This is a genomic window from Phenylobacterium sp. (genome assembly GCF_004297125.1).
Classification (GTDB): Bacteria; Pseudomonadota; Alphaproteobacteria; order Caulobacterales; family Caulobacteraceae; genus Phenylobacterium.
Genome location: NZ_SCVD01000019.1, coordinates 233,554 through 259,191 on the forward strand (window position 1 = coordinate 233,554; position 25,638 = coordinate 259,191).

Sequence of the window (25,638 nt, forward strand, 5' to 3'; positions counted from 1 at the left end):
CAGTCAGGCTTTCTGGGGTTCCGTGGCCTTCAGGAGGTCGTTGGCGGCGGCGAGGACGGTCTTCACCGGCAGGTCCATCATGTGACACAGCGCCTGGCCGAATCCAGGGTCAACCGCCCGGATCTGCTCGAACGACCGGGGCCCGCGCACGACCACGGCATGCTCGCCCCACGGCGCGTAGAGCCGTTCGTCGGAGGGGCCGAAGAGGCCGATCGTGGGGCAGCCGGCCGCGGCGGCCAGGTGCATGGCGCCCGAGTCGTTGCCGATGAACAGGCGCGCCCGCTTCAGGCAGGCGAAGGCTGTAAGGAGGTCGACCTTGCCGGCCAGGTTGATGAAGCGTCGCCCGGCGGAGTCCTTGAGGGAGCGGCCCAGCGCCTCGTCCCCGGGACCGCCCAGCACCATCAGCCGCCCGCCGGCCATGGGTCCGTAGCCGTGCAGCAGGGACATGGCCACCTGGCTGAACCGCTCCACCGGCCAGGTCTTGCCGATCCAGTTGGCCGCCGGCGCCATGGCCAGGATCGGGCCGGCGCCGTTCAGCAATTCGTCGGCGTAGGCCTCGACGTCGGGGTTGGTGAAGATGTGCGGCGGGGCGGGCTCATCCTCGATCCTCAGGACGCGGGCCGCCTCCAGCACCTTGTGGATCGGCTCGGTGCTTTTCCTGTGGATGGCGCGGCGCCGGGTCGACAGGAAGCGCGAGATCCCCGAGCCGCGCAGGTCGACCACCAGGCCCCACTTCGTCTCATGCACCTTCCGCCACAGCTCGAACCAGTGGCTGCCGCTCTTGGATTTCTCGAGCACGATGAGCCGAGCCAGACCGGGGACGTGGGCGAACAGCGGGGCGGCGTCCGGGCCCGCGACGATGGTGAAGCGGGCGTTGGGGATCTCGTCGGCCAGCCGCTTGATCAGCCCCGAGGACAGCACCGCGTCGCCGATACGCGTGGCGGTGATGAACAGGATCGGGAAGGCGGCGGCGGACATCGGCATGTCTATAACGCCAGACGGCTGGCGCTCCACCGCCTGCGGCCCCAAATTGTCGGGATGTCGGACACTGTCTCTATTGCGCACTTGCCAAGCCGCAGCCTCATCGCGCTGGGCGGGCCGGACTGGCGGAGCTTCCTGCAGGGGCTGATCACCCAGGACGTGGAGACGCTTGCGCCCGGCGAGGCGCGGTTCGGGGCGCTGCTGACGCCGCAGGGCAGACTGCTCTTCGACCTGTTCGTGGTCGGGCGCGCGGAGGGCGCGTGGCTGGATGTCGAGGCGCAGCATCGCGACGCCATCCTCCAGCGGCTCGGCCTGTACCGGCTGCGGGCCAAGGTGGAGCTCGCGGCGGACGAGACGCCGGTCAACATCCTGTTCGATGGCGAGGCTCCGGACGGCGCGGGCTGGGTGCGCGATCCGCGGCTTCCCGAGCTGGGGTGGCGTGGATACGGCGCCTTCGAGGCTAACGCCCAGGAGGCCGACCGCGAGGCGCAGAAGCTGCGGCTGGGCGTGCCGGGACCGCGGGATTGGGGGGCCGACAAGACCTATCCGATCGAGGCCAATTTCGACCTGCTGAACGGGATCGATTTCAAGAAGGGCTGCTTCGTCGGCCAGGAGACGACCTCCCGCATGAAGCGGCGGGGCGTCATAAAGAACCGCATGCTGCCGCTGGTGTTCGAAGGGCCGGCCCCGGCCTACGGGACCGAGGTGCTGAACGGCGAGCTGCGGGCGGGCGAGGTGCTGTCCGGGGGCGACGGGCGGGCGATCGCGCTGGTGCGCCTGGACCGGGCGCTGGGCGCGGCGCTCACCGTGGATGGGCGCGCTGCGCGGGTAGAGACGCCCGGCTGGATGCTATCGGCCCTCGGCGAAGAAGCCGCGTAGCAGCGCCAGAGTCTCCTCCGGCTTTTCCTCCGGGATGAAGTGGCCGCAGTCGAGGGATTGGCCGCGCACGTCGTCGGCCCACTCGCGCCAGACGGCCAGGGTGTCGTACCAGGCGGCGAGCGCCCCCTTGCCGCCCCAGAGGACCTGGAGCGGGCAGGCGATCCTTTTCCCGGCCGTCTTGTCGGCCTCGTCGAGCAGGCGGTCGTAGCCCGCGCCGGCCCGATAGTCCTCGCACATGGCGTGGACGACGGAGGGCCGCTGCACCGCGGCCACATAGTCGGCCAGGGCCTCGGCGCCGAAGATCGCCGCCGCGTGGGGGTACTGTCCCTTGAAGAAGAAATACTCCGGATCGGCGCCGATCAGGGTCTCCGGCACGGGATAACGCTGGGCCAGGAACGGCCAGTGCCAGTAGCCGAGGGCGAAGCGGCGGTCGGCCCGGGCCCAGACCTCGCCGGTGGGGATGATGTCGAGGATCGAGAGCCGCCGCACCGCCCGCGGGTGGTCCAGCGCCAGTCGATAGGCCACGCGGCCGCCGCGATCATGCCCGGCCACGTCGAAATGCTCGAAGCCGAAATGGCGCATTGCGGCTATCGCATCCTGGGCCATGGCCCGCTTGGATGAGGTCTCGTGGTCGTCGGATGAGGGCGGCTTGGTCGAACCGCCGTAGCCGCGCAGGTCGGGGCAGACCACGGTGAAGTCGCGGGCCAGTCCCTCGGCGACCCTGGCCCACATCATGTGGGTCTCGGGGTAACCGTGCATCAGCAGCACCGGCGGGCCGGAGCCGCCGTGGCGCACGCGCAGCGAAACCTCGTCGGTCTTCACCTGCGACAACTGGAAGCCTTCGAACGCCATCGAAAGTTGGCCTCTTGTTTCGGGACCCCGGCTGCGCTGAGAGTGCGGCCGATGACCCAGACCCTGACTCGTTGCGAATGGCGCGGCATGGCCGGCGACCCGCTGTACGAGGCCTATCACGACACCGAATGGGGCGTTCCGGAATACGATTCCCGGGCGCTCTGGGAGAAACTCGTCCTCGATGGATTCCAGGCGGGGCTCGCCTGGATCACCATCCTCCGCAAGCGTGACGCCTTCCGCGCGGCCTTCGACAACTTCGATCCGGAGAAGGTGGCGCGCTATGGCGAGGCGGACCGGGCGCGGCTGATGGCCGACGCAGGCATCGTGCGGTCGAACGCCAAGATCGACGCGGCCATCGAGAGCGCCAGGATCTATCTGCTGATGCAGGCGCGGGGCGAGGACTTCTCGGAGTTCTGCTGGGGCTTCGTGGGCGGCAAGCCGATCCAGAACCGGTGGAGCGCCTTCGGCGACGTGCCCGCCAAGACCGAACTGGCCGAAGAGGTGTCCAAGGCGCTGAAGGCCAAGGGTTTCAAGTTCGTGGGGCCGGTGATCGTCTACGCCTGGATGCAGGCCGTGGGCATGGTCAACGACCATTTCACCTGCTGCTTCCGCCACGACCAGGTGAAGACGCTGGTGCGCTGATGACCAAGGGTCCCACGCTCCTGCTGGAAAAGGCCTTCGTGGGCGGTCCCGTCTGCGGGGTCGACGAGGCCGGCCGCGGGCCGTGGGCCGGGCCGGTGAGCGCAGGGGCGGTGATCCTTTCCGACAATCCGCGCAAGATCCCCAAGGGCCTGGACGACTCCAAGAAGCTGACCGCCAAGGCGCGCGAGGAGCTGGAGCTGGAGATCAAGGCCAAGGCGGTGGCCTGGGGCGTGGGGTTCGCCAGCGTCGAGGAGATCCACGAGCTCAACATCCTGCACGCGACCGGCCTGGCCATGTGCCGCGCCATCGAGGCCCTCGCGGTGGAACCCATGTTCGCCCTGGTCGACGGGAACTACCGCTTCAAGCTGCCGTGCGAGGTGAAGACGGTGGTGGGCGGCGACGGCAAGTCGAAGTCCATCGCCGCGGCCTCGATCCTGGCCAAGGTGGCCCGCGACCGGCTGATGATGGAGATGGACGGGCTCTATCCCGGCTACGGCTTCGCCAGCCACAAGGGCTACAACGCGCCGGTGCATATCGAGGCCCTGGTCAGCCTCGGGCCGTGCGAGATCCACCGCCGGTCATGGCGGCCGGTGAAGCTGGTGCTGGCGGGCAAGGACCCCCGGCTGGAAAGCGATTTGCAGGACGAGCTCCCGTTCGGGGAGTGATCCAGGCGATCTCTTCGGTGGCCGCGAATGCAGCTTTGGGTGGTGTTCTCGAAAGTAGCGTCCCAGGCGGGAATCCGGCCAACTAATCTTAACTTGGTTCACCTAGGCTTCGAACCCGTTGAGTTCGAGCCTCCCCATGCTTTCGGTCCTGACGTGCATTGTCGTCGAGCACGACCTTCGACTGGTCGTGTTGGCTGCGCTGACCTGCGCCATCGCGTGCAGCTCGGCGATGGGCTTCCATGTCCGCAGCCTGACGGCGCCCAAGGGATCGCGCCTGCTCTGGCTGGGGCTGACCGGCATGGTGGCGGGCTGCGGCGTGTGGGCTACCCACTTCATCGCCATGCTGGCCTACCTGCCGAGCTTGCCCACCGGCTATGCCCCGGCCACCACCGCCCTCTCGCTGGTGACGGCGATCATCGGCATGGGCGTCGGCTTCGCCGTTCCGGTGCTGCAGAGCGGGCGCGCGGCGGCCCTGGCGGGTGGGGCGCTGACGGGCCTCGCCGTGGCGGCCATGCACTTCATGGGCATCGACGCCATGCGCGCCGCGGCCCACACCGAATGGGACACGGCGTACGTGGTCGCCGCCGTCGTGGTCGGCATGGCCGGCGGCGCGGCGTCGTTCTACGCGCGACTGCAGCTTAAGGGCCGCGCCGGCTGGACCGTGCCTGCGACGCTGCTGCTGCTGGGCATCGTCGGCCTGCACTTCACCGCCATGACCGCCCTTCGGCTCGTGCCCGACCCGACCCTGGCCCTGCCGGAAGAACTGGTCGGCCGTGGCGTGCTGGCGCTGGCGACTGTGGCGATGACCGGCCTGATCCTGGCGGCGGCCTTCAGCCTGATCTGGATGGAGCGCCTTGGGCGCCGCTCCACGCTCAGCGGGATGCGCGACGCGTTGCATGCGGTGTCTTCCGGGCTGGCCTTCTTCGACCCCGACGGCCGCCTGGCGTCGTGGAACAAGGCCTACGAGACCCTGATGGCGAGCGCCAAGGTGACCCTGACCGAAGGCATGGCGAAGGAAAGCCTGATCGAGCGCGTGCTGGCGGCCGGCTGGGAGCCACAGTTCGATCTTGACGCGCCGCCGGCGCGGGCGGCCCGGAACAGCATCGGCCTGGAGCTGAGGCTGCCTGACGGCCGCTGGATCCGCCACGACTCGTTCCAGACCCAGGACGGTGGTGGCGTTTCGGTCGTGACCGACATCACCGAGCAGCGTGAAACCACCCGCGCCATGGCCGAGGCGCGCGACGCCGCCGAGGCCGCCAACCGCGCCAAGAGCCAGTTCCTGGCCAATATCAGCCACGAGATCCGCACGCCGCTGAACGGCGTACTGGGCGTGGCCGACGTGCTGATGGGCTCCGACCTCACGCCGAAGCAGCAGGAGCTGGTGGGCGTGATCCGCACGTCCGGCGCGCTGCTCAATTCGCTGCTGACCGACCTCCTGGACCTCGCGCGGGTGGAGGCCGGGGCCGCCGAGCTGCGGCCAGAGCCCACGGCGCTGGGCGACCTGGTGCATGCGGTGGCCAACCTCTACGCGGCCCGCGCGGCGCAGAAGGGCCTGGCCCTCACCGTCGAGATCGCGCCGGGCGCCGGCGTCCACGCGGCGTGCGACGCCATGCGCCTGCGCCAGGTGCTGGGCGCCCTGGTGAGCAACGCGGTGAAGTTCACGGATGACGGCGAAGTCGCCCTCGTGCTGGATCGCCAGGGCGACCAAGTGACTTTCAAGGTCCGCGACACCGGCTCCGGCTTCGACGACGCGTTGAAGGCGACCCTGTTCGGCCGCTTCCAGCAGGCCGACGACAGCTCGACACGCAAGCATGGCGGCGCCGGCCTGGGCCTGGCGATAAGCCGCGAATATGTGGCGCTGATGGGCGGCGAGCTCGACTGCGTCAGCCGGCCGGGCGTGGGCTCGACCTTTTCGTTCACCCTCGACCTCCCCGCGCTGCGCGAGGCCGAGCCCCCGGTCGTACTGGCGGTGGCCGTGGCGGGCGAGCCCGGGTGCTTCCGCGTCCTGGTGGTGGACGACAACGAGATCAACCGTCAGGTCCTGGGCCTGATCCTGGACTCCGCCGGCATCGACCACGCGGACGCCGAGGACGGCAGGGCCGGTGTGGAGGCCGCGACCACCGGCCGGTTCGACGCCGTGCTGATGGATATCCAGATGCCGGTCATGGACGGCTTCGAGGCCACCCGCCGCATCCGCGACTGGGAAGCCGGGGCCGGCCGGCCCCGCATGCCGATCTACATCGTCTCGGCCAACGGCCTGCAGGAGCACGTGGCGGCCGGGATCGCCGCCGGCGCCGACGGCCACCTGAACAAGCCGGTGTCGGTGCCGCAGCTGCTCGGCGCCCTGGAACCGCACCTCAATGCGGCGTTGGCGGCCTGACGTTCGAATTTTTCGCCAACGTCGTTGACGGCCTGTTCACCATGTCAGACCGAAAGATTCAGCCTTCTGTTGGATTGAGGTTGGGCCATGGGGCTGCCGGTTGACGCCATTCTGCAAGGCGATTGCCTGGAGGAGCTGAAGAAGCTCCCCGACAGGTCGGTCGATCTGGTCTTCGCCGATCCGCCGTACAACCTGCAGCTCGGCGGCGATCTGCTGCGGCCGGACAACTCGAAGGTGGACGCGGTCGACGACGACTGGGACCGTTTCGAGAGCTTCGAGACCTACGACACCTTCACCAAGGCTTGGATGAAGGAATGCAAGCGCGTCCTGAAGGACGACGGCGCCCTGTGGGTGATCGGCAGCTACCACAACATCTTCCGCGTCGGCGCGACGCTGCAGGACCTGGGCTTCTGGATCCTGAACGACATCGTCTGGCGCAAGTCGAACCCGATGCCGAACTTCAAGGGCACGCGCTTCACCAACGCCCACGAGACCCTGATCTGGGCGGCCAAGAGCCGGGGCGGGCGGCGCTACACCTTCAACTATGACGCCATGAAGATGGCCAACGACGAGCTGCAGATGCGTTCGGACTGGACGCTGCCGCTCTGCACCGGCGAAGAGCGGTTGAAGGACGAGACCGGGACCAAGGCGCATCCGACCCAAAAGCCGGAAGCCCTGCTGCACCGGGTGATCATGGCGTCCACCAAGCCGGGCGACATCATCCTGGACCCCTTCTTCGGCACCGGAACCACGGGCGCGGTGGCGCGGCGGCTGGGTCGCAAGTTCATCGGCATCGAGCGCGAGGAGAACTACGCCAGGATCGCCAAGGAGCGCATCGCCAAGGTGATCCCGGCGACCTCCGCGGAGATGGCGGTGACGGGCTCCAAAAAGTCCGAGCCGCGAGTGCCGTTCGGCAGCCTGGTGGAGGCGGGCCTGCTCCGGGCCGGCGACGTGCTCTACTGCTCGCAGGGACGCAACGCCGCCCGGGTCCGCGCCGACGGCAGCCTGGTGGTGGGCGAACTGGCCGGCTCGATCCACAAGGTGGGCGCCATGGTGCAGTCGGCCCCGGCCTGCAACGGCTGGACCTACTGGCACTTCAAGACCGACAAGGGCCTGGCCCCCATCGACGTCCTGCGCGCCAAGGTCCGTGCGCAGATGCCGAACTGACGTCTAGCCACATACCGGTTCTTCGGTCACCTTGACCTCAAACAAGCGTTTGGGGGCGATCGGCATGGGGCAGCGGCGGCGATGAATCCGCGCGTCTTCGTGCTGACCATGGTCACCTTCGCGTTCGGGTCGGCGGCGTTCATCTTCGCCGGCCTGCTCGAGACGATGGCCGCGGACCTGGGCGTCTCGACCGCGGTCGCGGGCCAGCTGCAGACCGCCTATGTCCTGACCTCGGCCGTGCTCGGACCGGTGGCCGCCCATGTGCTGGCGCGGTTCGATCGGCGGCTGGTGGTGCTGGCGGGGCTCAGCTTCGGCCTGTTGCTGCACCTGGCCTGCGCCTTCACGCCGAACTTCGAGACCTTGCTGGGGCTGCGCGGCCTCGCGGGACTGGCGGGCGCCATGTCGGGCCCGGCGGCCAGTGTGGCGGCGGCCTCGATGGTTCCCCCGGAGCGGCGCGGATCGGCGCTCGCGATGGTGGCGGGCGGCATGACCCTGGCCTTCGTGCTGGGCATTCCGATGGGCAGCGTCGTGGGCTCGATCTTCGGCTGGCGCGCCACCTTCCTGTTCGCCGCCCTGCTCTCGGCCTCGGCCCTGGTGGCGGTGACCTTCTTCCTGCCGCCGGTCCCGGCGCCGGCGAAGCGCGAGGGCGGCACGGTTCCGGTCCACGCGATCTGGCCCCTGTACCTCACCACCTTTCTGGTGTTCGCGGCCAACATGACCCTCAACCTCTACATCGCCCCGGTGGTGCGGGTGGGGGCGGGCGTGACCGGCGCCGGCGTGGGCGCCTTCCAGGCGATGATCGGCCTGGGCTCCATCGCGGGACTGTGGCTCGGCGGCCGCGCCGCGGACCGCGACGTGGGCAAGGCCTGGATCATGCAGGGCTTCGCGATCCAGGGGGTGGCCATGGCCCTGCACTTCGCCGCCACGCACCACGCCCTTCCGCCCGGCCTGCCCAGCCAGTTCCTGGTGGCCCTGGCGATCTTCGTGGCGGCCACGGCGCTGTTCTCGATCACGCCGGTGATCCAGGCGCGGCTGATCCACATGACCGACGGCGCGCCGGTGGCGCTGGCGCTGAACGGCTCGGTTATCGCGGTGGGCCAGGCGCTGGGTTCCGCGGCCGGCGGAGCGTCGCTGGCGGCCTGGGGCGTGCCGGCGATCCCGGCCACGGCGCTGGTCCTGTCGTTGACCGGCTTCGCGATCCTCAGCGTCGCCTTCCCGCGAAAGGCCCGTAGCTAAAGCAGGTTCGCGAGCCCCGCGCGGGCGGCCTTGAGGAACACGCTGGGCAGGGCGTCCAGGTCGCGGCGCGGGCTCCAGATCACATCCTCCGCGTCGCCCTCAGCCCGCAGGAGCTGGAGCGTCAGGGTGAAGTGGGTGAAGCCGTGCTCCACCTCGCCCACCCCGCGCCAGGCGGCGTCGGCCGGCGCATCCCGGATCGCCTCGTCGTTGCACCAGCGGGCGGCGCGCCACTCGCTGGTGGGCAGGGCCAGCATGCCGCCCAGCAGGCCTCGGGGCGGGCGGCGCACGAGGGCCACTTGGTCGCCACGGGTCAGGACGTAGGCCACCCCGTAGCGGTGCGGCCGTTCGGCCTTGGCGGTCTTGCGGGGATAGGTTTCCGGCGCGCCCGTCGCCAGCGCCGCGCAGTGTTCCGACACCGGGCAGCGGTCGCAGAGCGGCGCCTTGGGCCGGCAGACGGTCGCGCCCAGGTCCATCAGCGCCTGGGCCCAGTCGCCGGGGCGGTCGTCGCGGACCAGGGCGGCGGCCAGGCGCTTCAGCTCCGGCTTGGCGTCCGGCAGGGGCTGTTCCACGGCGAACAGGCGGGACATGACCCGTTCCACGTTGCCGTCCACGACGTTGGTGGGCAGGTCGAAGGCGATCGCGCCGACCGCGGCGGCCGTGTAGGGGCCCAGGCCCGGCAGGCCGCGAAGACCTTCCTCGGTGTCAGGGAAGACGCCGCCGTGCCCGCTGGCGACCGCACGGGCGCAGGCCAGCAGGTTGCGGGCGCGGGCGTAGTAGCCAAGCCCCGCCCACGCGGCCATCACCTCGCCATCCGCCTCGTCCGCCAGCGCGGTGACGGTCGGCCAGCGGGCGGTGAACTTCAGGAAGTAGGGCGTGGCGTGCGGCACGGTGGTCTGCTGCAGCATCACCTCCGACAGCCACACCCGGTAGGGATCGGCCCGCACGCCCGCGGCATGGTCGGCCGGCCCCACGCGCCAGGGCAGGTCGCGGGCGCCTGCGTCATACCAGGCGAGGAGCTGGGCGCGGAGGGTGTCCGGGGTCACGCGCACCGCCTACCATCCCCGCCGGCCGCGCGGTAGAAGGAGACATGGCCCGCCAGCTCCCGACCAAAGAGGAAGCGCTTCTGATCCTCGCGCGGAAGCGGACGCGGCCGCCGTTCCGGCCCGCGCCGCCGGCGGGCCGGGCGCTGAACCGGCTCATGAAGGATCTGGACGCCAAGTATGGCCAGGGCTCCGGGGCGCTGACCGCCCGCTGGCGCGAGGTGGTCGGCCCGGAGGTCGCGCGGCGGACCGAGCCGGTGAAGCTGGTGCGCGGCCGCAACGGGGGGCCGTCCTCGCTGGAGATTCGGGTGGCGGGGCCCGCCGCCGCGATCATTCAGCACCAGGCCCACGACATCCTGGCCCGCGTGAACCTCTTCCTGGGGCCGGACGCCGTGCAGAAGCTGCGGATCGTGCAGGGGCCGCTGCATCGCGCGCCCGAACCGCCGCCGCGCCGCCGCGCCGCGCCGCTGAACGCGGCCGCGGAAGCGAGGCTGGCGCAGGGGCTTGCGGACGCGCCGGAGGGCAAGCTGAAGGACGCGCTGCTGGCGCTCGGCCGCGGCGTGCTGAAGCGCAACGGCCAAGGTTGACACATATCCGCCGCGGTCCCATCGGCATGTGCCGCCGCCGCCCTCACGCGGGGGTTGCTTGGGGCGCGGGGGAATCGCGCTTTAATCCTTCGTTCAGAACTACCGGAAGGTTTTCGATGTCGATCCTCAGCCGCCGTCTCCTGATGGTCGCCGCCGCCGCGGGAGCGGCCCTGACGCTGGCCAGCTGCAACAAGGCCGGGGGTGGCGCGGCCACCGACGAGGCCATGACCATGGGCAAGGCCGACGCGCCGGTGGTGATCGAGGAATATGCCTCGACCACCTGCAGCCACTGCGGCCGCTTCGCAACCGAGGTCTTCCCGGCCTTCAAGGCCAAGTACATCGACACCGGCAAGGTGAAGTGGACGTACCACGAGTTCCTGACGCCACCGGAGGCCGTGGCCGCCGCCGGCGTGCTGGTCGCCCGCTGCGCCGGCAAGGACAAGTATTTCAGCGTCATCGACGCCCTCTTCCATAGCCAGGAAGAGATGTATCGGACCGGCGACGCGCGCGGCACGCTGCTGAAGGTGGCCCAGTCGGCGGGCATGACCGAGGCCCAGTTCAACGCCTGCGTCCAGGACGAAGCCGCGGCCAAGGCGCTGAACGCCCGGGTCGAGAAGGCGCAAAAGGACCGCAACATCAGCTCGACCCCGACCTTCTTCGTCAACGGCAAGAAGCTGAAGGAAGGCGAGCTCAGCATGGCCGAGTTGGAAGCCGCGGTCGCCGGGGCCGGCAAGTAGCCATGGGCGCCCTGACCCGCCGCGCCGCCGTCCTGACCGCCGCCGCCGTCGCGGCGGCCGGCGTGGCTGCGCCCGCCTGGGCCCAGTACAAGGCGGCCCCCGGCGACATGAGCCTGGGCAGCCCCAAGGCGCCGATCCAGGTGGTCGAGTACCTGTCGCTTACCTGCCCGCACTGCGCGCACTTCCACGCCGACGTCTTCCCGGCCTTCAAGGCCAAGTACATCGACACCGGCCGGGTCCATTTCACGATCCGCGAACTGCTGACCGCCCCGGCCCAGGTGGCGGCGGCGGGCTTCCTGCTGGCGCGCTGCAACGGCGGGAAGGACTACTTCCAGGTCGTCGACGAGGTGTTCAAAAGCCAGTCCCGCTGGCAGGGCGGCCAGATCAAGCCGATCTTCCTGGAGATCGCCAAGAAGCACGGCCTGACCGAGGCCCAGTTCGAGGCCTGCATCACTGACGAGAAGGCACAGGAGGATCTCCAGAAGCGTCTGGAATACGCCACGGGGACCGACAAGGTCACCGGCACGCCCACCTTCTTCGTCAACGGGGTGATGCTGCCCAACGCCGAGGTTCCGACCCTGGCCGACCTCGACGCGGCCATCGCCAAGGCCGCCAAACCCGCTGGGGGGAGGCGCTAACGGCCGTGCACTTCCAGCGCCTCAGGCTCGCGGGCTTCAAGTCCTTCGTCGATCCGACCGAGTTCCGGATCGAGCCAGGACTCACGGGCATCGTCGGGCCGAACGGCTGCGGGAAGTCGAATCTGCTCGAGGCGCTGCGGTGGGTGATGGGCGCCAATTCCGCCAAGGCCATGCGGGCCGGCGGGATGGACGACGTGATCTTCGCCGGCGCCGCCAACCGGCCGGGCCGCAACCACGCCGAAGTCTCCCTCACCATCGACAATTCCGAGCGGCGCGCGCCGCCGGCCTTCAACGACCACCCGGTGATCGAGGTGGTCCGGCGGATCGATAAGGGCGCGGGGTCCACCTACAAGATCAACGGCCGTGAGGTGCGCGCCCGGGATGTCCAGCTTCTCTTCGCGGACGCCTCCACGGGCTCGAACTCGCCGGCGCTGGTGCGCCAGGGCCAGATCTCCGAGCTGATCGCCGCCAAGCCGCAGAACCGCCGACTGATCCTGGAAGAGGCCGCCGGCGTCTCCGGCCTGCATTCGCGTCGGCACGAGGCGGAGCTGCGGCTGCGGGCGGCCGACGCCAATCTCACCCGCCTGGACGACGTGGCCCAGGAGCTGGAGGCCAACCTCGGGCGGCTGAAGCGCGAGGCGCGGCAGGCCGAGCGATACAAGCGCCTCTCGGCCGAGATCCGGGCGCTGCAGGGCGCCGTGCTCTACGCCAAGTGGGCCGAGGCCAAGACGGCCGCCGAGCGGCTGGTGAACGAGACCCAGGCGGCGATCCGCGCCGTCGAGGAGACCGCCCGGGCCGCGGCGACCGCCACGACGCGGGCGGCGCAGGCCGAGGCCGCGCTGAAGCCGCTGCGCGAGGCCGAGACCATCGCCGCCGCCATCCTGCACAAGCTGGCCATCGACAAGGATCGGCTGGAACGGGAGGAGGAGGCGCACGCCGCCGAACTCGCCCGCCTGACCGGCGACCTGGAGCGGATCGACGCCGACCGCGCCCGCGAGGCCCACATCACCGAGGACGCCGAGGTCGCCCTGAAGCGGCTGGCCGATGACCTGGAGGCGCTGCAGGGTCAGATCGCCGCCGCGCCGGAACGGGGCCCCGAGCTGGAAGCCGCCGCAAAGGCCGCCGAGGTCGCCCGCGCGGCCGCCGACGCCGAAGTCGAGCGCCTGGCCGGCGAACTGGCCGCCCAGGAGGCCCAGCGCCGCGCGGCGCGCGCGCGAGTCGAAGAAGCCCAGACCCGCGTCGCCCGCACCCGCCGCGCGCTGGACCAGGCCCGGCACGAGCGCGAGGCCCTGGGGCCGGCCGTCAACCCGCAGGCCGCCGCCGCGCGAGCGGCCCTGGCCGAGGCCGAGGCCGCTCTGGCCGCCGCCCGCGCCGCCCTGGACGCCGCCGAGGACGAACGCGCCAAGGCCAACGAGGCCGAAGGCGTCGCCCGGGAGGCGGCGCGCAAGCTGGAGGAACAGCTCGGCCGTCTGACCGCGGAGGCCCGCGCCCTGGCGGGGCTGGTCGCCCAGGCCAAGCGCGGCGGCTTCGCGCCGGCCCTGGATTCCGTTTCCCCGGACCGCGGCTACGAGAAGGCGCTCGCCGCCGCGTTCGGCGATGATCTCGACGCGTCGCTCGATCCCGCGGCCCCGTCCTACTGGGGCGGCCGCGAGGCGCCGGCTCCCACGTGGCCCGACGGCGCGACGCCGCTGGGGCCCCTGGTGAAGGTGCCGGCTGTCCTCGCGGCTCGCCTCGCCTATGTCGCCCTGGTGGACCGCGCCGACGGCGACCGCCTGCAGAAGGCGCTGCCGCCCGGCGGCCGGCTGGTTTCGCGGGAGGGCGATCTCTGGCGCTGGGACGGCTTCACCGCGCGGGCCGACGCGCCCAAACCCGCGGCCGTCCGGCTGGAACAGAAGACCCGGCTGGCCGAGGTCGAGACCGAGATCGAGAAGCTGGAGCCCCGGGCCAAGGCCGCGCGGGAGGCCGCCACTGCCGCCATGGCCCGCGTGCGCGCCGCCGACGAGACGCTTCGCACCGCCCGGCGCGAGCCGCCGGCGCTGGAGCAGCGCACGGCCCAGGCCCGAATCGCCCTGGAGCGCTTCGACCGTGAGGCCGCCCTGAAAGAAGCGCGCGCCGCCTCGCTGGACGATCTGATCGGCCGCTTCGAGGTCGAGATGGCCGAGCACGAGGCCCAGCTCGCCACCGTCACCGCCGAGGCGGGCGGCGAGGGCGAGGCCGGTGATCTGGCCGAACACCTGGCCGCCGCCCGCGCCGCCGCGGGTCCCGCCCGCGAGGCCGCCGCCCAGGCGCGCGCGGCCTACGAGATGGAGATCCGCGAGCGGGATGGCCGGGCCCGGCGCCTGGAGACCCTGACCCGCGAGCACGACGACTGGATCCGCCGCTCGGGCGCCGCGACGAAGCGGGTGGCGCAACTGGAGGAGGCGCGGGCCAAGGCCCACGCCGCGCTCGTCGCCGCCCAGGATGCGCCGTCGACCCTGGAGACCCGCAAGGCCGATCTGATGGACGAGCTGGCCGCGGCCGAGGCCCGCCGCGCCAAGACCTCGGACGCGCTGGCCGCCGCCGAGCATGAGCGGGCCGAGGCCGACCGCGGCCTGCGGGCGTCCGAAGCCGCAGCCTCCGAAGCCCGCGAAGTGCGGGCGAGCCTCTCGGCCCACGCCGAGGCGGCCGTCCAGCGGCTGAAGGAGGTCTCCGAGAACATCCGCGAGGCCGCGAAGATGGAGCCCGACGAGCTGGCGAAGAAGCTGGCCGACGAGGCGGTGGCGATTCCCTCCGACGCCGACGGCATGGAGGCCCACCTCTTCAACCTGGAGCGCCAGCGCGAGGGCATCGGCCCGGTGAACCTGCGCGCGGAGGAAGAGGCGGGAGAGCTGGCCGCCCGCCTTGAGACCATGAACGTCGAACGCGCCGACCTGACCGGGGCCATCGCGCGCCTGCGCCAGGGGATCGACGAGCTGAACCACGAGGGCCGCGAGCGCCTGACGGCCGCCTTCGGCACCATCAACGAGCACTTCAAGACCCTGTTCTCGGCGCTCTTCCAGGGCGGTCAGGCCGAGCTGAGACTGGTCGAATCGGACGACCCGCTGGAGGCCGGCCTGGAGATCTACGCCTGCCCGCCCGGCAAGCGGATGGCGACCATGAGCCTGATGAGCGGTGGCGAGCAGGCGCTGACCGCCTCGGCCCTGATCTTCGCCGTCTTCCTCGCCCAGCCGGCGCCGATCTGCGTCCTGGACGAGGTGGACGCGCCGCTGGACGACGCCAACGTCGACCGCTTCTGCAACATGGTCGACGAGATGTGCCGCCGCACCGAGACCCGCTTCATCGTCATCACCCACAACCCGGTGACCATGGCCCGGACGGATCGGCTGTTCGGCGTGACCATGGCCGAGCGGGGCGTGTCGCAACTGGTGTCCGTCGATCTGCGGCAAGCCGAGGCGATGGCGGCCCAGTGACGTAACGTCCACCTGGTCAAGCTGTCGCGGTGCGAAAAATTGTCAGCAATAACAGGCGCTTAAATGCTGGCTCACCAGCCTTGACGCACTGCACACCCATCTATAGGTTCCGCGCGACCTGAAGCCCCCGCCGTGGCGGCGACGTGGCGGTCGTAAGGCCATTCCACGCATGCGCCCGGATGACGAGCCGAAAGCCGAGGCGCCAAGCCTCGACCAACGGCTCGCAGCGGCGGAGGCGGCCCAGGACCGGCGGGTGAGCGGAGTCTCGCACCGGGCCATGGCGCAAGGTTACCGCTTCATCGGTGAAGTGGTTGGTGGGGTGCTGATGGGGGCCGGCTTCGGCTGGCTTTTCGATCGGTTTGCCGGCACGGGGCCATTCGGATTGGTCTTCGGGCTGCTGGCTGGCACCGGAATTTCGATCTTCATCGCGGTGCGATCCGCGGCGAAGACCACAAACGAAGAAGCGGCGAAGGCCGGGCCCCTGCCCAGCGTTCCCGATGAGGATGAGGGCTAGAGGACGCTAATGGCGGAACAACCTGCCATCGAACCGATGCACCAGTTCCTGATCCACAAGATCTGGGACGGTCCGGTTTTCCAACTGGGCGGCCTGACCGTGGACATGTCGATCACCAATTCGGTGGCCAGCATGATCGCCGGCGCCGTGATCCTCGTGCTGTTCTTTGCCCTGACCGCCAAGGGGCAGATCGTGCCGAACCGCGCGCAGGCGACGGCCGAGGGCCTGTATAATATCGTCGACAAGGTTCTGGTGACGCCGATCATCGGCCCGGGCGGCAAGCCCTACATCCCGTACCTGTTCACGCTGTTCATGGTCATCTTGGTCCTGAACCTGATGGGCGTGGTGTTCGCCATCGGCAACCTGGGCGGCCTCAGCCTGACCTTTACGGTGACCTCGCAGCTCGCGGTGACCGCGACGCTGGCGGTGCTGACCTTCTTCAGCGTCTTCTTCCTCGGCTTCATCAAGCACGGCCCGAAGTTCCTCGGCCTGTTCGCACCCAGCGGCATGCCGCTGCCGCTGCTGATCTTCATGGTGCCGATCGAGATGATCTCCTACTTCGTGCGGCCGGTGACCCTGGCTATGCGTCTGTTCGGCAACATGCTGGGCGGCCACGTGGTGATGAGCCTGTTCGGCTCCTTCGTGGTGGCGCTGGGCCTCGTGGCGCTCTCGGGCGGCCTTGCCTCGCTGGCCATCATTCCCAGCGCGCTCTCGTTTGCGATGATCGTCGGTCTCACCGGCCTCGAGCTGGTGGTCGCGGTTCTCCAGGCCTTCGTGTTCACCGCGCTGGCCACCGTCTACCTCAACGAGGTCGTGAACTTCGGTCACGGCCACTAACCCAACAATTCTACCTCAAGAGGACTACTCAAATGGAAGCTGAAGCCGCGAAGCTTATCGGCGCTGGCCTCGCCACCTCGGGCATGATCGGGGCCGGTATCGGCCTGGGCAGCCTGTTCGGCAACTACCTGCAAGCCGCGATCCGCAACCCCTCGGCCGCCGCCAGCCAGCAGACCATGCTGTTCCTCGGCATGGCGCTGACGGAAACCATGGGTCTGTTCTCCTTCGTCGTCTCGCTGATCATCCTGTTCGGCTAAAGAGGACGCTCAGGCGCTCCCCATGGCGATGCAGACTGAAGACCATACGGCCGCCGCGGGCCCCATGCCCGCCGAGCCGGGCCATGAGGCCGCCGCCGTCGGCGCGCACGAAGGTGCAGCCGCCGCAGGCGAGCACGCCGAAGGCGGCCTGCCGCAGTTCGACTTCTCGTGGTGGCCGGGCCAGATCGCCTGGTTCCTCATCATCTTCTTCCTCGTGCTGGCGTTCATGCGCCTGTTCGCGGTGCCGAAGGTGGGTGGGACCATCGATGCGCGTGAGGGCAAGATCGCCGGCGACATCGCCGACGCCCGCCGGATGAAGGACGAGGCCGACGCTCAGGCGCAGGTCGCGGCCGCCGAGGCCGCGCAAGCGCGCGCCGCGGCGCAGAAGGTCGGCGCCGAAGCCCGGGCCAAGGCCCAGGCCGAAATCGCCGCCCGCCTCGCCGAGGAGGAGGCAAAGCTGGCCGCCACCGGCGCGCAGGCTGAAGCCCGCATCGCCAAGGCCCGCGAAGCCGCCATGACCAATGTCGCCGGCATCGCCGCCGATACGGCTGGGGCGATCGTCCAGAAGCTGACCGGCAAATCGGCGACCGCGGCCGAACTCGCCGCGGCGAAGGGATAATCGATGGAACTGCTGCTCGACGGCCACTTCTGGGTCGGCGTCGCTTTCGTCGTCCTGATGGGCATCCTGGTCATGGCCGGGGTCCACAAGTTCGCCTGGAAGGCCCTGGGCGACGCCGGCGCCAAGGTCCAGGCCCAGCTCGACGAGGCCAACGCGCTTCGCAGCGAGGCCCAGGCCCTGCTGGCCCAGGTCAACGCCCAGAAGGCCGCCTCTGAAAAGCTGGCGGCCGAGATCCTGGCCAACGCCAAGGACGAGGCGACCCGCCTCCAGGCCGAGGCCCAGGTGAAGCTGGCCGAACAACTCGAGCGCCGCGGCCAGATGGCCGAGCGCAAGATCGCCCAGGCTGAGGCTCAGGCCGAGGCCGAAGTCCGCGCCGCCGCCGCAGAGCTGGCCGCGCAGATGGCCGAGCAGGTGCTGGTCCAGCGCCTCGCCGGCGCAAAATCCGACCCGCTGATCGACAAGGCGATCGGCCAGCTGGCGGGGAAGCTGCAATAGCTGACGAGATCGGGTCCGCGCGCATGTCGCGCGGCCCGTGGCCGGACGCCTGGCGTTGGGGAACGCCGCGCGTCCGTGACCTGTCCACGAACCCCACAATCACATGAACAGTCCGCGGCGCTCCACCTGGGGAGACGCGCCGATTTTACGGATTGTCCGTGAGCATTGTGGGGTTCGTGGGCGCCCACCGCTTCGCATCCACACGATCCCTCATCCCCGCGCATGCGGACGCCCCGGCCACGCCTTCGGCGCGGCTGAGCCACGGAGCGCGCGAGGGCCCGCCCCATGAGGAAGCAAGTCTGGGTCCCCGCATGCGCGGAATGAGCGAAGTGGCTTAGGCCGCGACGGCCGAGCGCCGGAATCTGCGGCGGAGCGGCTTGATGAAGCGGATGCGCTTGGGCAGCAGGATCCGTTCGACCCGCAGCGTCTGGTGGTAGAACAGCGCCATGAACTCCGGCTCTCGCCGCAGCAGGCGTCGGATCGGGTACAGCATCCGCGGGTGCGCCCGGTGCAGCCGCACGAACTGGCGACGCGCCTTGAACGAGTTCCGCAGGACGACCATCAGCCCGACCACGATCACCGGAATCCCGCCGGGACCCGGCAGGGGTGCGATGGCGACGCCGAAGACGATGATCGCGAAGCCAAGCAGCACCAGCCCGAACCGCTTGAGGCGGCCGGCAATCTCGCGCGCGAGATCGTCCGTGGCGCGGTAGACGCGCAAAGAGGGCATGGCGAAAGACACGTGATCAGTCCTGGGGAGCGAGCGGCGGAGCGGGGAGGTCCCGCCGTCACAACCTTCATATGCGTACGTAGCGGGGAATCGTAAAGACGCCGTGCCGTTAAATTTTGCTAAGGCGCGGCTATTCCCCTGCCCATGGCGCCGGAGCCACAGTCCCTTGCAGAACCGTCACACGCGGTAACAAGATTCCGTGCATTCTTCGCCTCTTAGGCGAGTTCGGCTTCCGGCTTCCATGTGAGTTTCGGCTTCCGGGCGGCCAGGGTCTCGTCCAATCGGCGCAGCGGAGCCAAGTGCGGGGCGCCCTTGAAGCGCTCCAAGTCCCCAAGCTTGGCCGTTGCGGCCAAAGCGCGCAGAGCGTCGCAGAATCGGTCCAACTCGCGCCTGGACTCGGTTTCCGTGGGCTCGATCAGCATCGCGCCATGCACCACCAGCGGGAAGTACATGGTCATCGGATGGAAGCCCTCGTCGATCATCGCCTTGGCGAAATCGAGGGTGGTGATCCCCGTTCCCTCCAACCAGGCATCGTCGAACAGCGCCTCGTGCATGCACGGCCCGTCGGGGAACGCGGGCGTCATGACGTCCGACAGCCGGGCCTTGATGTAGTTTGCGTTGAGAACGGCGTCTTCGGCCACCTGGCGGAGGCCGTCGGCGCCATGGCTGCGCATGTAGGCGTAGGCGCGGACGAACATGCCCATCTGGCCCTGGAAGGCGCTCATGCGGCCGAAGGCGCGGGCGGCCTCGTCCACGGCTTCCTCGACGAGGTGCAGGCCGTCGGGGCCGCTGACCACCCAGGGGGCGGGGGCGAAGGGGGCGAGGGCCTCGGAGAGGACCACGGGGCCCGCGCCGGGGCCGCCGCCGCCGTGCGGGGTGGAGAAGGTCTTGTGCAGGTTGATGTGCATGGCGTCGACCCCGAGGTCTCCGGGTCGCACGCGGCCGACGATCGCGTTGAAATTCGCGCCGTCACAGTAGAAGTAGGCGCCGGCGGCGTGGGTCAGGCGACCGATCTCGATGACCTCGCGTTCGAACAGCCCGCATGTATTGGGGTTGGTCACCATGATGGCCGCGACATCTGGTCCAAGTTTGGACTCCAGGTCGGCGAGATCGACGCGGCCGTCGTCGGTCTGGGCGATCTCCTGGACCGAGTAGCCGACGAAGGCGGCGGTGGCGGGGTTGGTGCCGTGGGCGGAGGTGGGGACCAGGACGGTGCGGCGGTGGCCCTGACCGGCGGCCTCGTGGGCGGCCCTGATGCAGAGCAGGCCGCAGAGCTCGCCGTGGGCGCCGGCCTTGGGCGTGAGCGCGACGGCGGGCATGCCGGTCAGGGTCTTCAGCCAGTGGGCCAGGCGGTCCATGAGCTCCAGCGCGCCCTGGGCGGTGGCGACGGGGGCCAGGGGGTGCAGATCGGCGAAGCCGGCCATGCGGGCGGCCTTCTCGTTGAGGCGCGGGTTGTGCTTCATGGTGCACGAGCCGAGGGGGTAGAGCGCCAGGTCGATGGCATGGTTCTTCTGGCTGAGGCGCACGTAGTGGCGCATGGCCTCAGGCTCGGAGAGGCCGGGCAGGTCGAGCGAGGCGCGGGTCAGGCCGGCCAGGTCCGAGGCGTCCTCGGAGGCCGCGGGCAGGTCGACGCCGGTCTTGGTCCAGCCGCCCAGTTCGAAGATCAGCGGCTCGTCCTGGAGCAGGCCGCGGCCGCCGGTGAGCGAGGCGAAGCCCTCGGAGGCGGCGTCGCCTTCGGGACGGGTGGGGCGTCCGATGTTCTGCATGGTCATCAGGCGGCCTTCCGGGTCAGCGCGCTCTTGAGCGCAGCAATGTCTTCGCTGGTGGTGGTCTCGGTGGCGCAGAGCAGCAGGACGTCACCTAAGCCGGCGTGCGGGTCTAGGCGGGAGTAGGGGACGCCGGCGACGATGCCGTCGGCCAACAGGTCGTCCACGAGCTGGGCGGCCGAGCCCTTCACGCGCACGGCGATCTCGTTGAAGAACCGCGGCGTCAGCACCTCGAGGCCGGCGGCTTCGACGGCGGCCTTCAGCTCGCGGGCCCTGGCGTGGTTGATCCGGGCGAGCTGTTGCAGACCCGTGCCGCCCAGCAGCGTCATGTGGATGGTGAAGGCCAGCGCGCAGAGGCCCGAGTTGGTGCAGATGTTCGACGTCGCCTTCTCGCGGCGGATGTGCTGCTCGCGGGTCGAGAGCGTGAGCACATAGCCGCGCCGCCCCTCGGCGTCGACGGTCTCGCCGCAGAGGCGGCCGGGCATGTTCCGCACCAGCTTCTCGCGTACGGCGAACAGGCCGACGTAGGGGCCGCCGTAGTTCAGGGCGTTGCCGATCGACTGGCCCTCGGCCACCGCGATGTCGGCGCCCATCTCGCCGGGCGACTTCAGGAGGCCGAAGGACACCGCCTCGGTGGTCACGACGATCAGCAGGGCGCCGGCGGCGTGGGCGGCCTCGGCGATCCTGGTCACGTCGGTGACCACGCCGAACACGTTGGGGGTCTGGACGACGACGCAGGCGGTCTCGGCGTCGATGGCGTCGATCACCGCGGCCTCGGCGTCGATGGCGGCCTTCTGGCGCACGATCTCCATGCCCTCGGCGTGGGCGATGGTCTGGGTGGTGGCGGCGTAGTGCGGGTGCAGGCCGCCGGAGAGGATCGCCTTCTCGCGGCGGGTCACGCGCTGGGCCATCATCACGGCTTCGGCGCAAGCCGTGGAGCCGTCGTACATCGAGGCGTTGGCCACATCGAGGCCGGTGAGCGCGGCGACCTGGGTCTGGAACTCGAACAGCACCTGCAGCGTGCCCTGGGCGATCTCGGGCTGGTAGGGCGTGTAGCTGGTCAGGAATTCCGAGCGCTGGATCACGTGATCGACGGTGGCCGGCACATGGTGCTTGTAGGCGCCGGCCCCGCAGAAGAACGGCCCCGCGCCGGCCGGGCGGCTCATGGCCGAGAGCTGCGCCAGCTCCCGCTCCACCTCGAGTTCGCCCGCGTGCAGGGGCAGGTCGAACAGGTCGGCCTTGCGCGCGGCGGCCGGGACGTCGGCGAACAGGGCGTCGATGTCCGGGGCGCCGATCACGCCCAGCATCTCGGCGCGGTCGTCGGGGGTGAGGGGGAGGTATCTCATGAGATCATTCCGGGAGGTGGTGCGCGCCGCAGGCGCAGTTTTGTTTGTCCACGAACCACACGAACGACACGAACAGGCTTCGCGAGCGGCACGGCCCCGCGAGGAACGACGCGTTCGTGTGGTTCGTGTGGTTCGTGGACATTCTTATTGGCGCTGCGCGCCGTTACTGGGTTTCGAGGAAGGCTTCGTAGGCGGGGCGGTCCATGAGGGCGTCGTACTGGGACGGGTCGGAGACCTTGACCTTGGCGAACCAGCCGCCGTTTTCCGGGTCGGCGTTCACGGTCTCCGGGGCGTCGCCCAGGATGGTGTTGCCTTCGACCACCTCGCCCGAGATCGGGGCGTAGACGTCGGAGGCCGCCTTGACGCTCTCGACCACGGCGAAGGCGTCGCCGGCCTTCACGGTCTTGCCGACCTCGGGGGTCTCGACGAACACCACGTCGCCCAGCTGCTCGGCGGCGTGGGCGGTGATGCCGATGGTGGCCACGTCGCCCTCGAGGACGACCCACTCGTGATCCTTGGTGAAGCGCATTGGAGGTCTCCTAGGCGAGGCTGTGGGCGGCGGAGCCGCTCGAAATCTGCGGTTTAATTGAGAGCGCCTGTGGCGCGGGGGGTGTGGCCATCGCCTAGACCTTCCGCACGTAGCGGTGGGGGACGAAGGGGCTGGCGACGACTTCGGCGGGCTGGGCCTTGCCGCGGACGATGACCTTGAGCTGCGTGCCGACGGCCTTCAGCTCGGGGGGCACGAAGGCCAGCGCGATGCCGCCCTTCAGGATCGGGGAATAGCCGCCGGAGGTGACGACGCCGACCACCACGCCATTGGCGTCGGCGACCTCCGCGCCCTCGCGGGCCGGGGCGCCTTCCAGCACCTTGAGGCAGACCTTGGCGCGGGCCGTTCCGTCGGCCAGCTCCTTGACGATCCGGGCGGCGCCCGGGAAGTCGCGCTGTTCGCGGCGGTTCTTGTTGATGGCGAAGGTCAGGCCGGCTTCCACGGGGCTGACGGTCTCGTCCAGGTCGTGGCCGTAGAGCGGCAGGCCGGCCTCCAGGCGCAGGCTGTCGCGGGCGCCCAGGCCGATGGGCTTCACGCGTTCGTCTTCCAGGAGGAGGTTCCAGACGCGGACCGCCTCGCCGGCCGGGACCGAGATCTCGTAGCCGTCCTCGCCGGTGTAGCCGGAGCGGGAGACGATGATGTCCGTGCCGAAGCCCGGCATGGACCGGATGTCCATGAACACCATGTCGGCCGTCGCGGGCACGTGGGCCTGGACCACCTCGGCCGCCTCGGGACCCTGGATGGCCATTAGGGCGCGGTCTTCCAGGCGGTGGATGGTGACCTGGCCGGCCAGCTCGTCGTCGATGACCTTGAAGTCGTTGTCCTTGCAGGCGCCGTTGACGACGACGAACAGGCCGTCGTCACAAGTTCCGTCGGGAGACGTTGGGCGGCCGGCCATCAGGTCGTCGATGATCCCGCCCGTCCTGTTGAGCAGGACCGAATACTTCTGCTTGCCGGGCTTCAGGCCGATGTAGTCGCCGGGGACCACCTCCTCGAAGGCCGAGAGGGGCGAGACGCCGGTAAGGCGCGCCTGGCCCATGTGGCTGACGTCGAACAGGCCGGCGTGCTCGCGGGTCCAGAGGTGCTCCTTCATGACGCCGTCCGGGTACTGGACGGGCATGGAGTAGCCGGCGAACGGGACCATGCGGGCGCCCAGCGCCACGTGCGCCTCGGTTAGCGGCGTGGTCTTCAGCGGCGGGTGATCTTCATGGGTATCGGGCAAGTGGGCGACCTCGGCTGACGATCCGGCGAGCGCCAGGACGGAACCCTGACGTCACACGCCCCCGCTGTCCCTTGGGCCTGAGAGATTTCGGATCGCCGGATGTCGGCGGTCCCCTGCTCCTTCGGCGAGCCTCCGGTTGGAGACTACTTTCCAGCGTTCATCAGCCCGTCGCGGTCCTTTTGCCTGAGCGTTTCCGGGGCGGTTGCGCCTTCGGCGCCGGATGCAATGACCCGGCCTCTCCCGCGAGAGTTGGATCCTAGGTGTCTGAGGGGGGGCTGGGAGTCAATGAGGGATTGGGTGCAGCGCGTTGTGGGGCGCGCGCTGCGTTAGGATTGGTCAAGCGGGGCGGGCTACACCTGAGGCGGGCCATGGTCCCGTCAAGCCAAAGGCTGGCTCATAATGACCTTGGCCTTATCCAACCACCCTCAGTCGGGAGGGACTCATTCGCGACTCGTTCCTCGAAATCTCGTGGGATTTGAGCGGCCCCACCGCAGCGTGCCAGCCTCTTCCGCTTCCTCAAGGACGGCGCGGGCGCGCCGGCGCGGGGCGCCCAATCCTTGACCAAGCTCCAGAGGCTGGCAGGGGCTGACCGTGGCCTTCAGGGTGGGGTGCGTCCTGGCGGACGCGCGCCTCACCGTCTCCTCTCCCCCCGCGAAGCGAGAGGGGAGAGGGTAGGGAGAGGGGCGGCGCAGGAGGGGCCGCCGCCGCTCCGGGTTCAGCCAGGGCCATGGACGGATGCTCACCGCCGCAGGCGTCGAGGGTCGTCGCGCACACGCCCGACGATGGGTCCTGGCTGGGCCGTCGTGCAAGCGGCAAGGCCTGCGTCGCCCCTCTCCCTACCCTCTCCCCACTCTTCGCTGCGCTCGGGGGGAGAGGAGGGGATGCGCCTGGGTCTGCTAGGGGCGTCATCCGTCCCGACAGCATCCCTGGCGCGTCGGGCGCCAGGGAGCTGCCGACAACCGTGGCCGCGAGGACGAACTCAGGCGGCGACGAGGAGACGGCGGCGGGCGCGGAGTACGCTACCGAGGCCGCCGAACCCGAGCAGCATCAACGCCCAGCTCGTCGGTTCCGGGACGGCGATTGGGGTGCCCCCCTGGCTGGTGAAGAAGCCCACGGTATGGTTGTCGGACTCATAGCCGCCGATCTGGGGCGCTTCGGAGAACACCACCTGGTCGAAGGTGCCGTCGGTGTCATAGAAGTTGAGGAAGGCGTACGGCTGGTTGGCGTTGGCGCCTTCGAACGGTGCATTGGGATTTCCGGCATAGGCGGGCTTCCCGGCCAGCAGGGTGGTGACATCACCGGCGTTGAAGGTGAACTGGAGCACGCCAGCCTTGTAGAACGCCAGGTTGTTTCCGCCGTCCAGAGCGGACAGCCAGAAGCCAAAGTAGTTGATCCCCCTGGGGTCGGTGGTGGACAGCGCCAGCGAGTAGCCTTGCGAACTCGCTATGCTGGCGAAGTTGGTCGCCGAGGCGCCGCCGTACTGGTTGGCGGCGCGGATATCCACGCCGGTGTAGGCCCCGCTTATGACTCCGCCTGTGCCGAAGTCCGTGTTGAAGGACTGGCCGTCGGCGATCGGGCGGCTATCGAACGTCTCCACGCCCGACGAACTGAAGGTGGCCGTGGAGTTGAGGACGCCCGGCGCTTCATAGGTCACGTTGAATGTGGCTGCGCTCGCCGACGTGGCGCTGGCAACCAACCCCAACCCCACGACCGCTGAGCCCAGGGCCAAGCGCAAGGATCTCAGAGGCGCTGTCGCCAAGACGGCAATGTAAGTCTTCATATCGCACCCCGTATTAATCGAACCCAGATCGAGTCCGATCCCAGTGGGGCGTTATTCCTTCATGGTCAGAAATCGTCAATGATGATGAAGGTGAATGGTCGCGGTGAAATGTAAAAGGTTGTAACGTCGTCCTGGTTGTTTTGCAGGGTCGCTCGACTACGAAATATTTGACCGTCTGCGTGCGGTTATTATTAGCAACTCTGGTCGTCTTTGGGCGCCGCGAGCGCCTGGGGGGACTGTGGTCCTTATGAGCCTCTACGTTCGGCCATCCG

Annotated in this window: 24 protein-coding genes and 1 riboswitch; of the genes, 15 read left to right on the forward strand and 9 right to left on the reverse strand. The window is 69.7% G+C overall.

Annotated elements, in window-relative coordinates; all coding sequences use genetic code 11:
• Positions 1-3: 3 nt before the first annotated feature.
• Positions 4-984 carry a glycosyltransferase family 9 protein gene (locus EPO51_RS09435; RefSeq protein ID WP_293349209.1) on the reverse strand — a complete coding sequence of 327 codons (981 nt, stop codon included), beginning with the start codon at positions 982-984 and terminating at the stop codon, positions 4-6.
• A gap of 54 nt (positions 985-1,038) precedes the next feature.
• Between EPO51_RS09435 and ygfZ the strand changes: the two genes are divergently transcribed.
• Positions 1,039-1,860, forward strand: a complete 822-nt coding sequence (gene ygfZ / locus EPO51_RS09440; protein WP_293349211.1) for a CAF17-like 4Fe-4S cluster assembly/insertion protein YgfZ — start codon at positions 1,039-1,041, stop codon at positions 1,858-1,860.
• Here ygfZ and EPO51_RS09445 read toward each other — a convergent pair.
• Entirely contained in the window at positions 1,831-2,712 is an 882-nt protein-coding gene (locus EPO51_RS09445; RefSeq protein WP_293349214.1) for an alpha/beta fold hydrolase, read from the reverse strand. The genes ygfZ and EPO51_RS09445 overlap by 30 nt on opposite strands.
• A gap of 51 nt (positions 2,713-2,763) precedes the next feature.
• Between EPO51_RS09445 and EPO51_RS09450 the strand changes: the two genes are divergently transcribed.
• The 5 genes from EPO51_RS09450 (at position 2,764) to EPO51_RS09470 (ending at position 8,802) form a co-directional block, all read left to right on the forward strand.
• Positions 2,764-3,354: a DNA-3-methyladenine glycosylase I gene (locus tag EPO51_RS09450; protein WP_293349216.1), complete on the forward strand. Its 591-nt coding sequence runs from the start codon at positions 2,764-2,766 to the stop codon at positions 3,352-3,354.
• Positions 3,354-4,019, forward strand: a complete 666-nt coding sequence (locus EPO51_RS09455) for a ribonuclease HII (RefSeq protein WP_293349218.1) — start codon at positions 3,354-3,356, stop codon at positions 4,017-4,019. Before EPO51_RS09450 ends, EPO51_RS09455 begins: the two co-directional genes overlap by 1 nt.
• A gap of 136 nt (positions 4,020-4,155) precedes the next feature.
• The gene (locus tag EPO51_RS09460) at positions 4,156-6,399 is read left to right on the forward strand and encodes an ATP-binding protein (RefSeq protein WP_293349220.1); all 2,244 of its coding nucleotides are present in this window, start codon (positions 4,156-4,158) and stop codon (positions 6,397-6,399) included.
• Positions 6,400-6,486: 87 nt separating this feature from the next.
• The gene (locus EPO51_RS09465) at positions 6,487-7,566 is read left to right on the forward strand and encodes a site-specific DNA-methyltransferase (RefSeq protein ID WP_293349222.1); all 1,080 of its coding nucleotides are present in this window, start codon (positions 6,487-6,489) and stop codon (positions 7,564-7,566) included.
• 81 nt (positions 7,567-7,647) lie between these two features.
• Positions 7,648-8,802: an MFS transporter gene (locus EPO51_RS09470; protein ID WP_293349224.1), complete on the forward strand. Its 1,155-nt coding sequence runs from the start codon at positions 7,648-7,650 to the stop codon at positions 8,800-8,802.
• Here the strand turns inward: EPO51_RS09470 and mutY are convergent.
• Positions 8,799-9,845, reverse strand: a complete 1,047-nt coding sequence (gene mutY, locus EPO51_RS09475; RefSeq protein ID WP_293349225.1) for an A/G-specific adenine glycosylase — start codon at positions 9,843-9,845, stop codon at positions 8,799-8,801. The genes EPO51_RS09470 and mutY overlap by 4 nt on opposite strands.
• Positions 9,846-9,889: 44 nt before the next feature.
• Between mutY and EPO51_RS09480 the strand changes: the two genes are divergently transcribed.
• From EPO51_RS09480 to EPO51_RS09520, 9 genes are all read left to right on the forward strand, one after another.
• Positions 9,890-10,429: a DUF721 domain-containing protein gene (locus EPO51_RS09480; RefSeq protein WP_293349227.1), complete on the forward strand. Its 540-nt coding sequence runs from the start codon at positions 9,890-9,892 to the stop codon at positions 10,427-10,429.
• Positions 10,430-10,545: 116 nt separating this feature from the next.
• Positions 10,546-11,166: a DsbA family protein gene (locus EPO51_RS09485; protein WP_293349230.1), complete on the forward strand. Its 621-nt coding sequence runs from the start codon at positions 10,546-10,548 to the stop codon at positions 11,164-11,166.
• A 2-nt stretch (positions 11,167-11,168) separates the two neighbouring features.
• Positions 11,169-11,804: a DsbA family protein gene (locus EPO51_RS09490; protein ID WP_293349232.1), complete on the forward strand. Its 636-nt coding sequence runs from the start codon at positions 11,169-11,171 to the stop codon at positions 11,802-11,804.
• Between the two features lie 5 nt (positions 11,805-11,809).
• Complete coding sequence (locus EPO51_RS09495) at positions 11,810-15,253, forward strand: AAA family ATPase (protein ID WP_293349234.1); 3,444 nt, start codon at positions 11,810-11,812, stop codon at positions 15,251-15,253.
• 169 nt (positions 15,254-15,422) lie between these two features.
• On the forward strand, positions 15,423-15,767 hold the full coding sequence (locus EPO51_RS09500) for an AtpZ/AtpI family protein (protein WP_293349236.1): 345 nt from the start codon (positions 15,423-15,425) through the stop codon (positions 15,765-15,767).
• 9 nt (positions 15,768-15,776) lie between these two features.
• Positions 15,777-16,604 (forward strand): F0F1 ATP synthase subunit A, encoded by an 828-nt coding sequence (locus EPO51_RS09505; protein WP_293349238.1) that lies wholly within the window; start codon positions 15,777-15,779, stop codon positions 16,602-16,604.
• Between the two features lie 32 nt (positions 16,605-16,636).
• On the forward strand, positions 16,637-16,861 hold the full coding sequence (locus EPO51_RS09510) for a F0F1 ATP synthase subunit C (protein ID WP_293349240.1): 225 nt from the start codon (positions 16,637-16,639) through the stop codon (positions 16,859-16,861).
• A 22-nt stretch (positions 16,862-16,883) separates the two neighbouring features.
• Positions 16,884-17,480: a F0F1 ATP synthase subunit B family protein gene (locus EPO51_RS09515; RefSeq protein WP_293349242.1), complete on the forward strand. Its 597-nt coding sequence runs from the start codon at positions 16,884-16,886 to the stop codon at positions 17,478-17,480.
• A gap of 3 nt (positions 17,481-17,483) precedes the next feature.
• Positions 17,484-17,975: a F0F1 ATP synthase subunit B family protein gene (locus EPO51_RS09520; RefSeq protein WP_293349244.1), complete on the forward strand. Its 492-nt coding sequence runs from the start codon at positions 17,484-17,486 to the stop codon at positions 17,973-17,975.
• 334 nt (positions 17,976-18,309) lie between these two features.
• Here the strand turns inward: EPO51_RS09520 and EPO51_RS09525 are convergent, their stop codons facing one another.
• From EPO51_RS09525 to EPO51_RS09550, 6 genes are all read right to left on the reverse strand, one after another.
• A complete protein-coding gene (locus EPO51_RS09525) occupies positions 18,310-18,705 on the reverse strand; it encodes a PGPGW domain-containing protein (protein ID WP_293349246.1) in 396 nt (131 codons plus the stop codon).
• Between the two features lie 215 nt (positions 18,706-18,920).
• Positions 18,921-20,477: an aminomethyl-transferring glycine dehydrogenase subunit GcvPB gene (gene gcvPB, locus EPO51_RS09530; protein WP_293349248.1), complete on the reverse strand. Its 1,557-nt coding sequence runs from the start codon at positions 20,475-20,477 to the stop codon at positions 18,921-18,923.
• Positions 20,477-21,817, reverse strand: coding sequence for an aminomethyl-transferring glycine dehydrogenase subunit GcvPA (gene gcvPA / locus EPO51_RS09535; RefSeq protein ID WP_293349250.1), 1,341 nt, complete (start codon positions 21,815-21,817; stop codon positions 20,477-20,479). Before gcvPA ends, gcvPB begins: the two co-directional genes overlap by 1 nt.
• 163 nt (positions 21,818-21,980) lie before the next feature.
• Complete coding sequence (gene gcvH, locus EPO51_RS09540) at positions 21,981-22,346, reverse strand: glycine cleavage system protein GcvH (RefSeq protein ID WP_293349252.1); 366 nt, start codon at positions 22,344-22,346, stop codon at positions 21,981-21,983.
• A 94-nt stretch (positions 22,347-22,440) separates the two neighbouring features.
• Complete coding sequence (gene gcvT / locus EPO51_RS09545; RefSeq protein ID WP_293349254.1) at positions 22,441-23,586, reverse strand: glycine cleavage system aminomethyltransferase GcvT; 1,146 nt, start codon at positions 23,584-23,586, stop codon at positions 22,441-22,443.
• Positions 23,587-23,747: 161 nt separating this feature from the next.
• A riboswitch (glycine riboswitch) is annotated at positions 23,748-23,839 on the reverse strand.
• 726 nt (positions 23,840-24,565) lie between these two features.
• Positions 24,566-25,282 carry an Npun_F0296 family exosortase-dependent surface protein gene (locus EPO51_RS09550; RefSeq protein WP_293349256.1) on the reverse strand — a complete coding sequence of 239 codons (717 nt, stop codon included), beginning with the start codon at positions 25,280-25,282 and terminating at the stop codon, positions 24,566-24,568.
• Positions 25,283-25,638 lie beyond the last annotated feature (356 nt).

Excerpts from the sequence above, each read along its gene's own strand:
- EPO51_RS09435 (WP_293349209.1), bottom strand. The coding sequence starts at position 984 with ATGCCGATGTCCGCCGCCGCCTTCCCGATCCTGTTCATCACCGCCACG.
- ygfZ (WP_293349211.1), top strand. The coding sequence starts at position 1,039 with ATGTCGGACACTGTCTCTATTGCGCACTTGCCAAGCCGCAGCCTCATC.
- EPO51_RS09445 (WP_293349214.1), bottom strand. The coding sequence starts at position 2,712 with ATGGCGTTCGAAGGCTTCCAGTTGTCGCAGGTGAAGACCGACGAGGTT.
- EPO51_RS09450 (WP_293349216.1), top strand. The coding sequence starts at position 2,764 with ATGACCCAGACCCTGACTCGTTGCGAATGGCGCGGCATGGCCGGCGAC.
- EPO51_RS09455 (WP_293349218.1), top strand. The coding sequence starts at position 3,354 with ATGACCAAGGGTCCCACGCTCCTGCTGGAAAAGGCCTTCGTGGGCGGT.
- EPO51_RS09460 (WP_293349220.1), top strand. The coding sequence starts at position 4,156 with ATGCTTTCGGTCCTGACGTGCATTGTCGTCGAGCACGACCTTCGACTG.
- EPO51_RS09465 (WP_293349222.1), top strand. The coding sequence starts at position 6,487 with ATGGGGCTGCCGGTTGACGCCATTCTGCAAGGCGATTGCCTGGAGGAG.
- EPO51_RS09470 (WP_293349224.1), top strand. The coding sequence starts at position 7,648 with ATGAATCCGCGCGTCTTCGTGCTGACCATGGTCACCTTCGCGTTCGGG.
- EPO51_RS09480 (WP_293349227.1), top strand. The coding sequence starts at position 9,890 with ATGGCCCGCCAGCTCCCGACCAAAGAGGAAGCGCTTCTGATCCTCGCG.
- EPO51_RS09485 (WP_293349230.1), top strand. The coding sequence starts at position 10,546 with ATGTCGATCCTCAGCCGCCGTCTCCTGATGGTCGCCGCCGCCGCGGGA.
- EPO51_RS09490 (WP_293349232.1), top strand. The coding sequence starts at position 11,169 with ATGGGCGCCCTGACCCGCCGCGCCGCCGTCCTGACCGCCGCCGCCGTC.
- EPO51_RS09500 (WP_293349236.1), top strand. The coding sequence starts at position 15,423 with ATGCGCCCGGATGACGAGCCGAAAGCCGAGGCGCCAAGCCTCGACCAA.
- EPO51_RS09505 (WP_293349238.1), top strand. The coding sequence starts at position 15,777 with ATGGCGGAACAACCTGCCATCGAACCGATGCACCAGTTCCTGATCCAC.
- EPO51_RS09510 (WP_293349240.1), top strand. The coding sequence starts at position 16,637 with ATGGAAGCTGAAGCCGCGAAGCTTATCGGCGCTGGCCTCGCCACCTCG.
- EPO51_RS09515 (WP_293349242.1), top strand. The coding sequence starts at position 16,884 with ATGGCGATGCAGACTGAAGACCATACGGCCGCCGCGGGCCCCATGCCC.
- EPO51_RS09520 (WP_293349244.1), top strand. The coding sequence starts at position 17,484 with ATGGAACTGCTGCTCGACGGCCACTTCTGGGTCGGCGTCGCTTTCGTC.
- EPO51_RS09525 (WP_293349246.1), bottom strand. The coding sequence starts at position 18,705 with ATGCCCTCTTTGCGCGTCTACCGCGCCACGGACGATCTCGCGCGCGAG.
- gcvPB (WP_293349248.1), bottom strand. The coding sequence starts at position 20,477 with ATGACCATGCAGAACATCGGACGCCCCACCCGTCCCGAAGGCGACGCC.
- gcvPA (WP_293349250.1), bottom strand. The coding sequence starts at position 21,817 with ATGAGATACCTCCCCCTCACCCCCGACGACCGCGCCGAGATGCTGGGC.
- gcvH (WP_293349252.1), bottom strand. The coding sequence starts at position 22,346 with ATGCGCTTCACCAAGGATCACGAGTGGGTCGTCCTCGAGGGCGACGTG.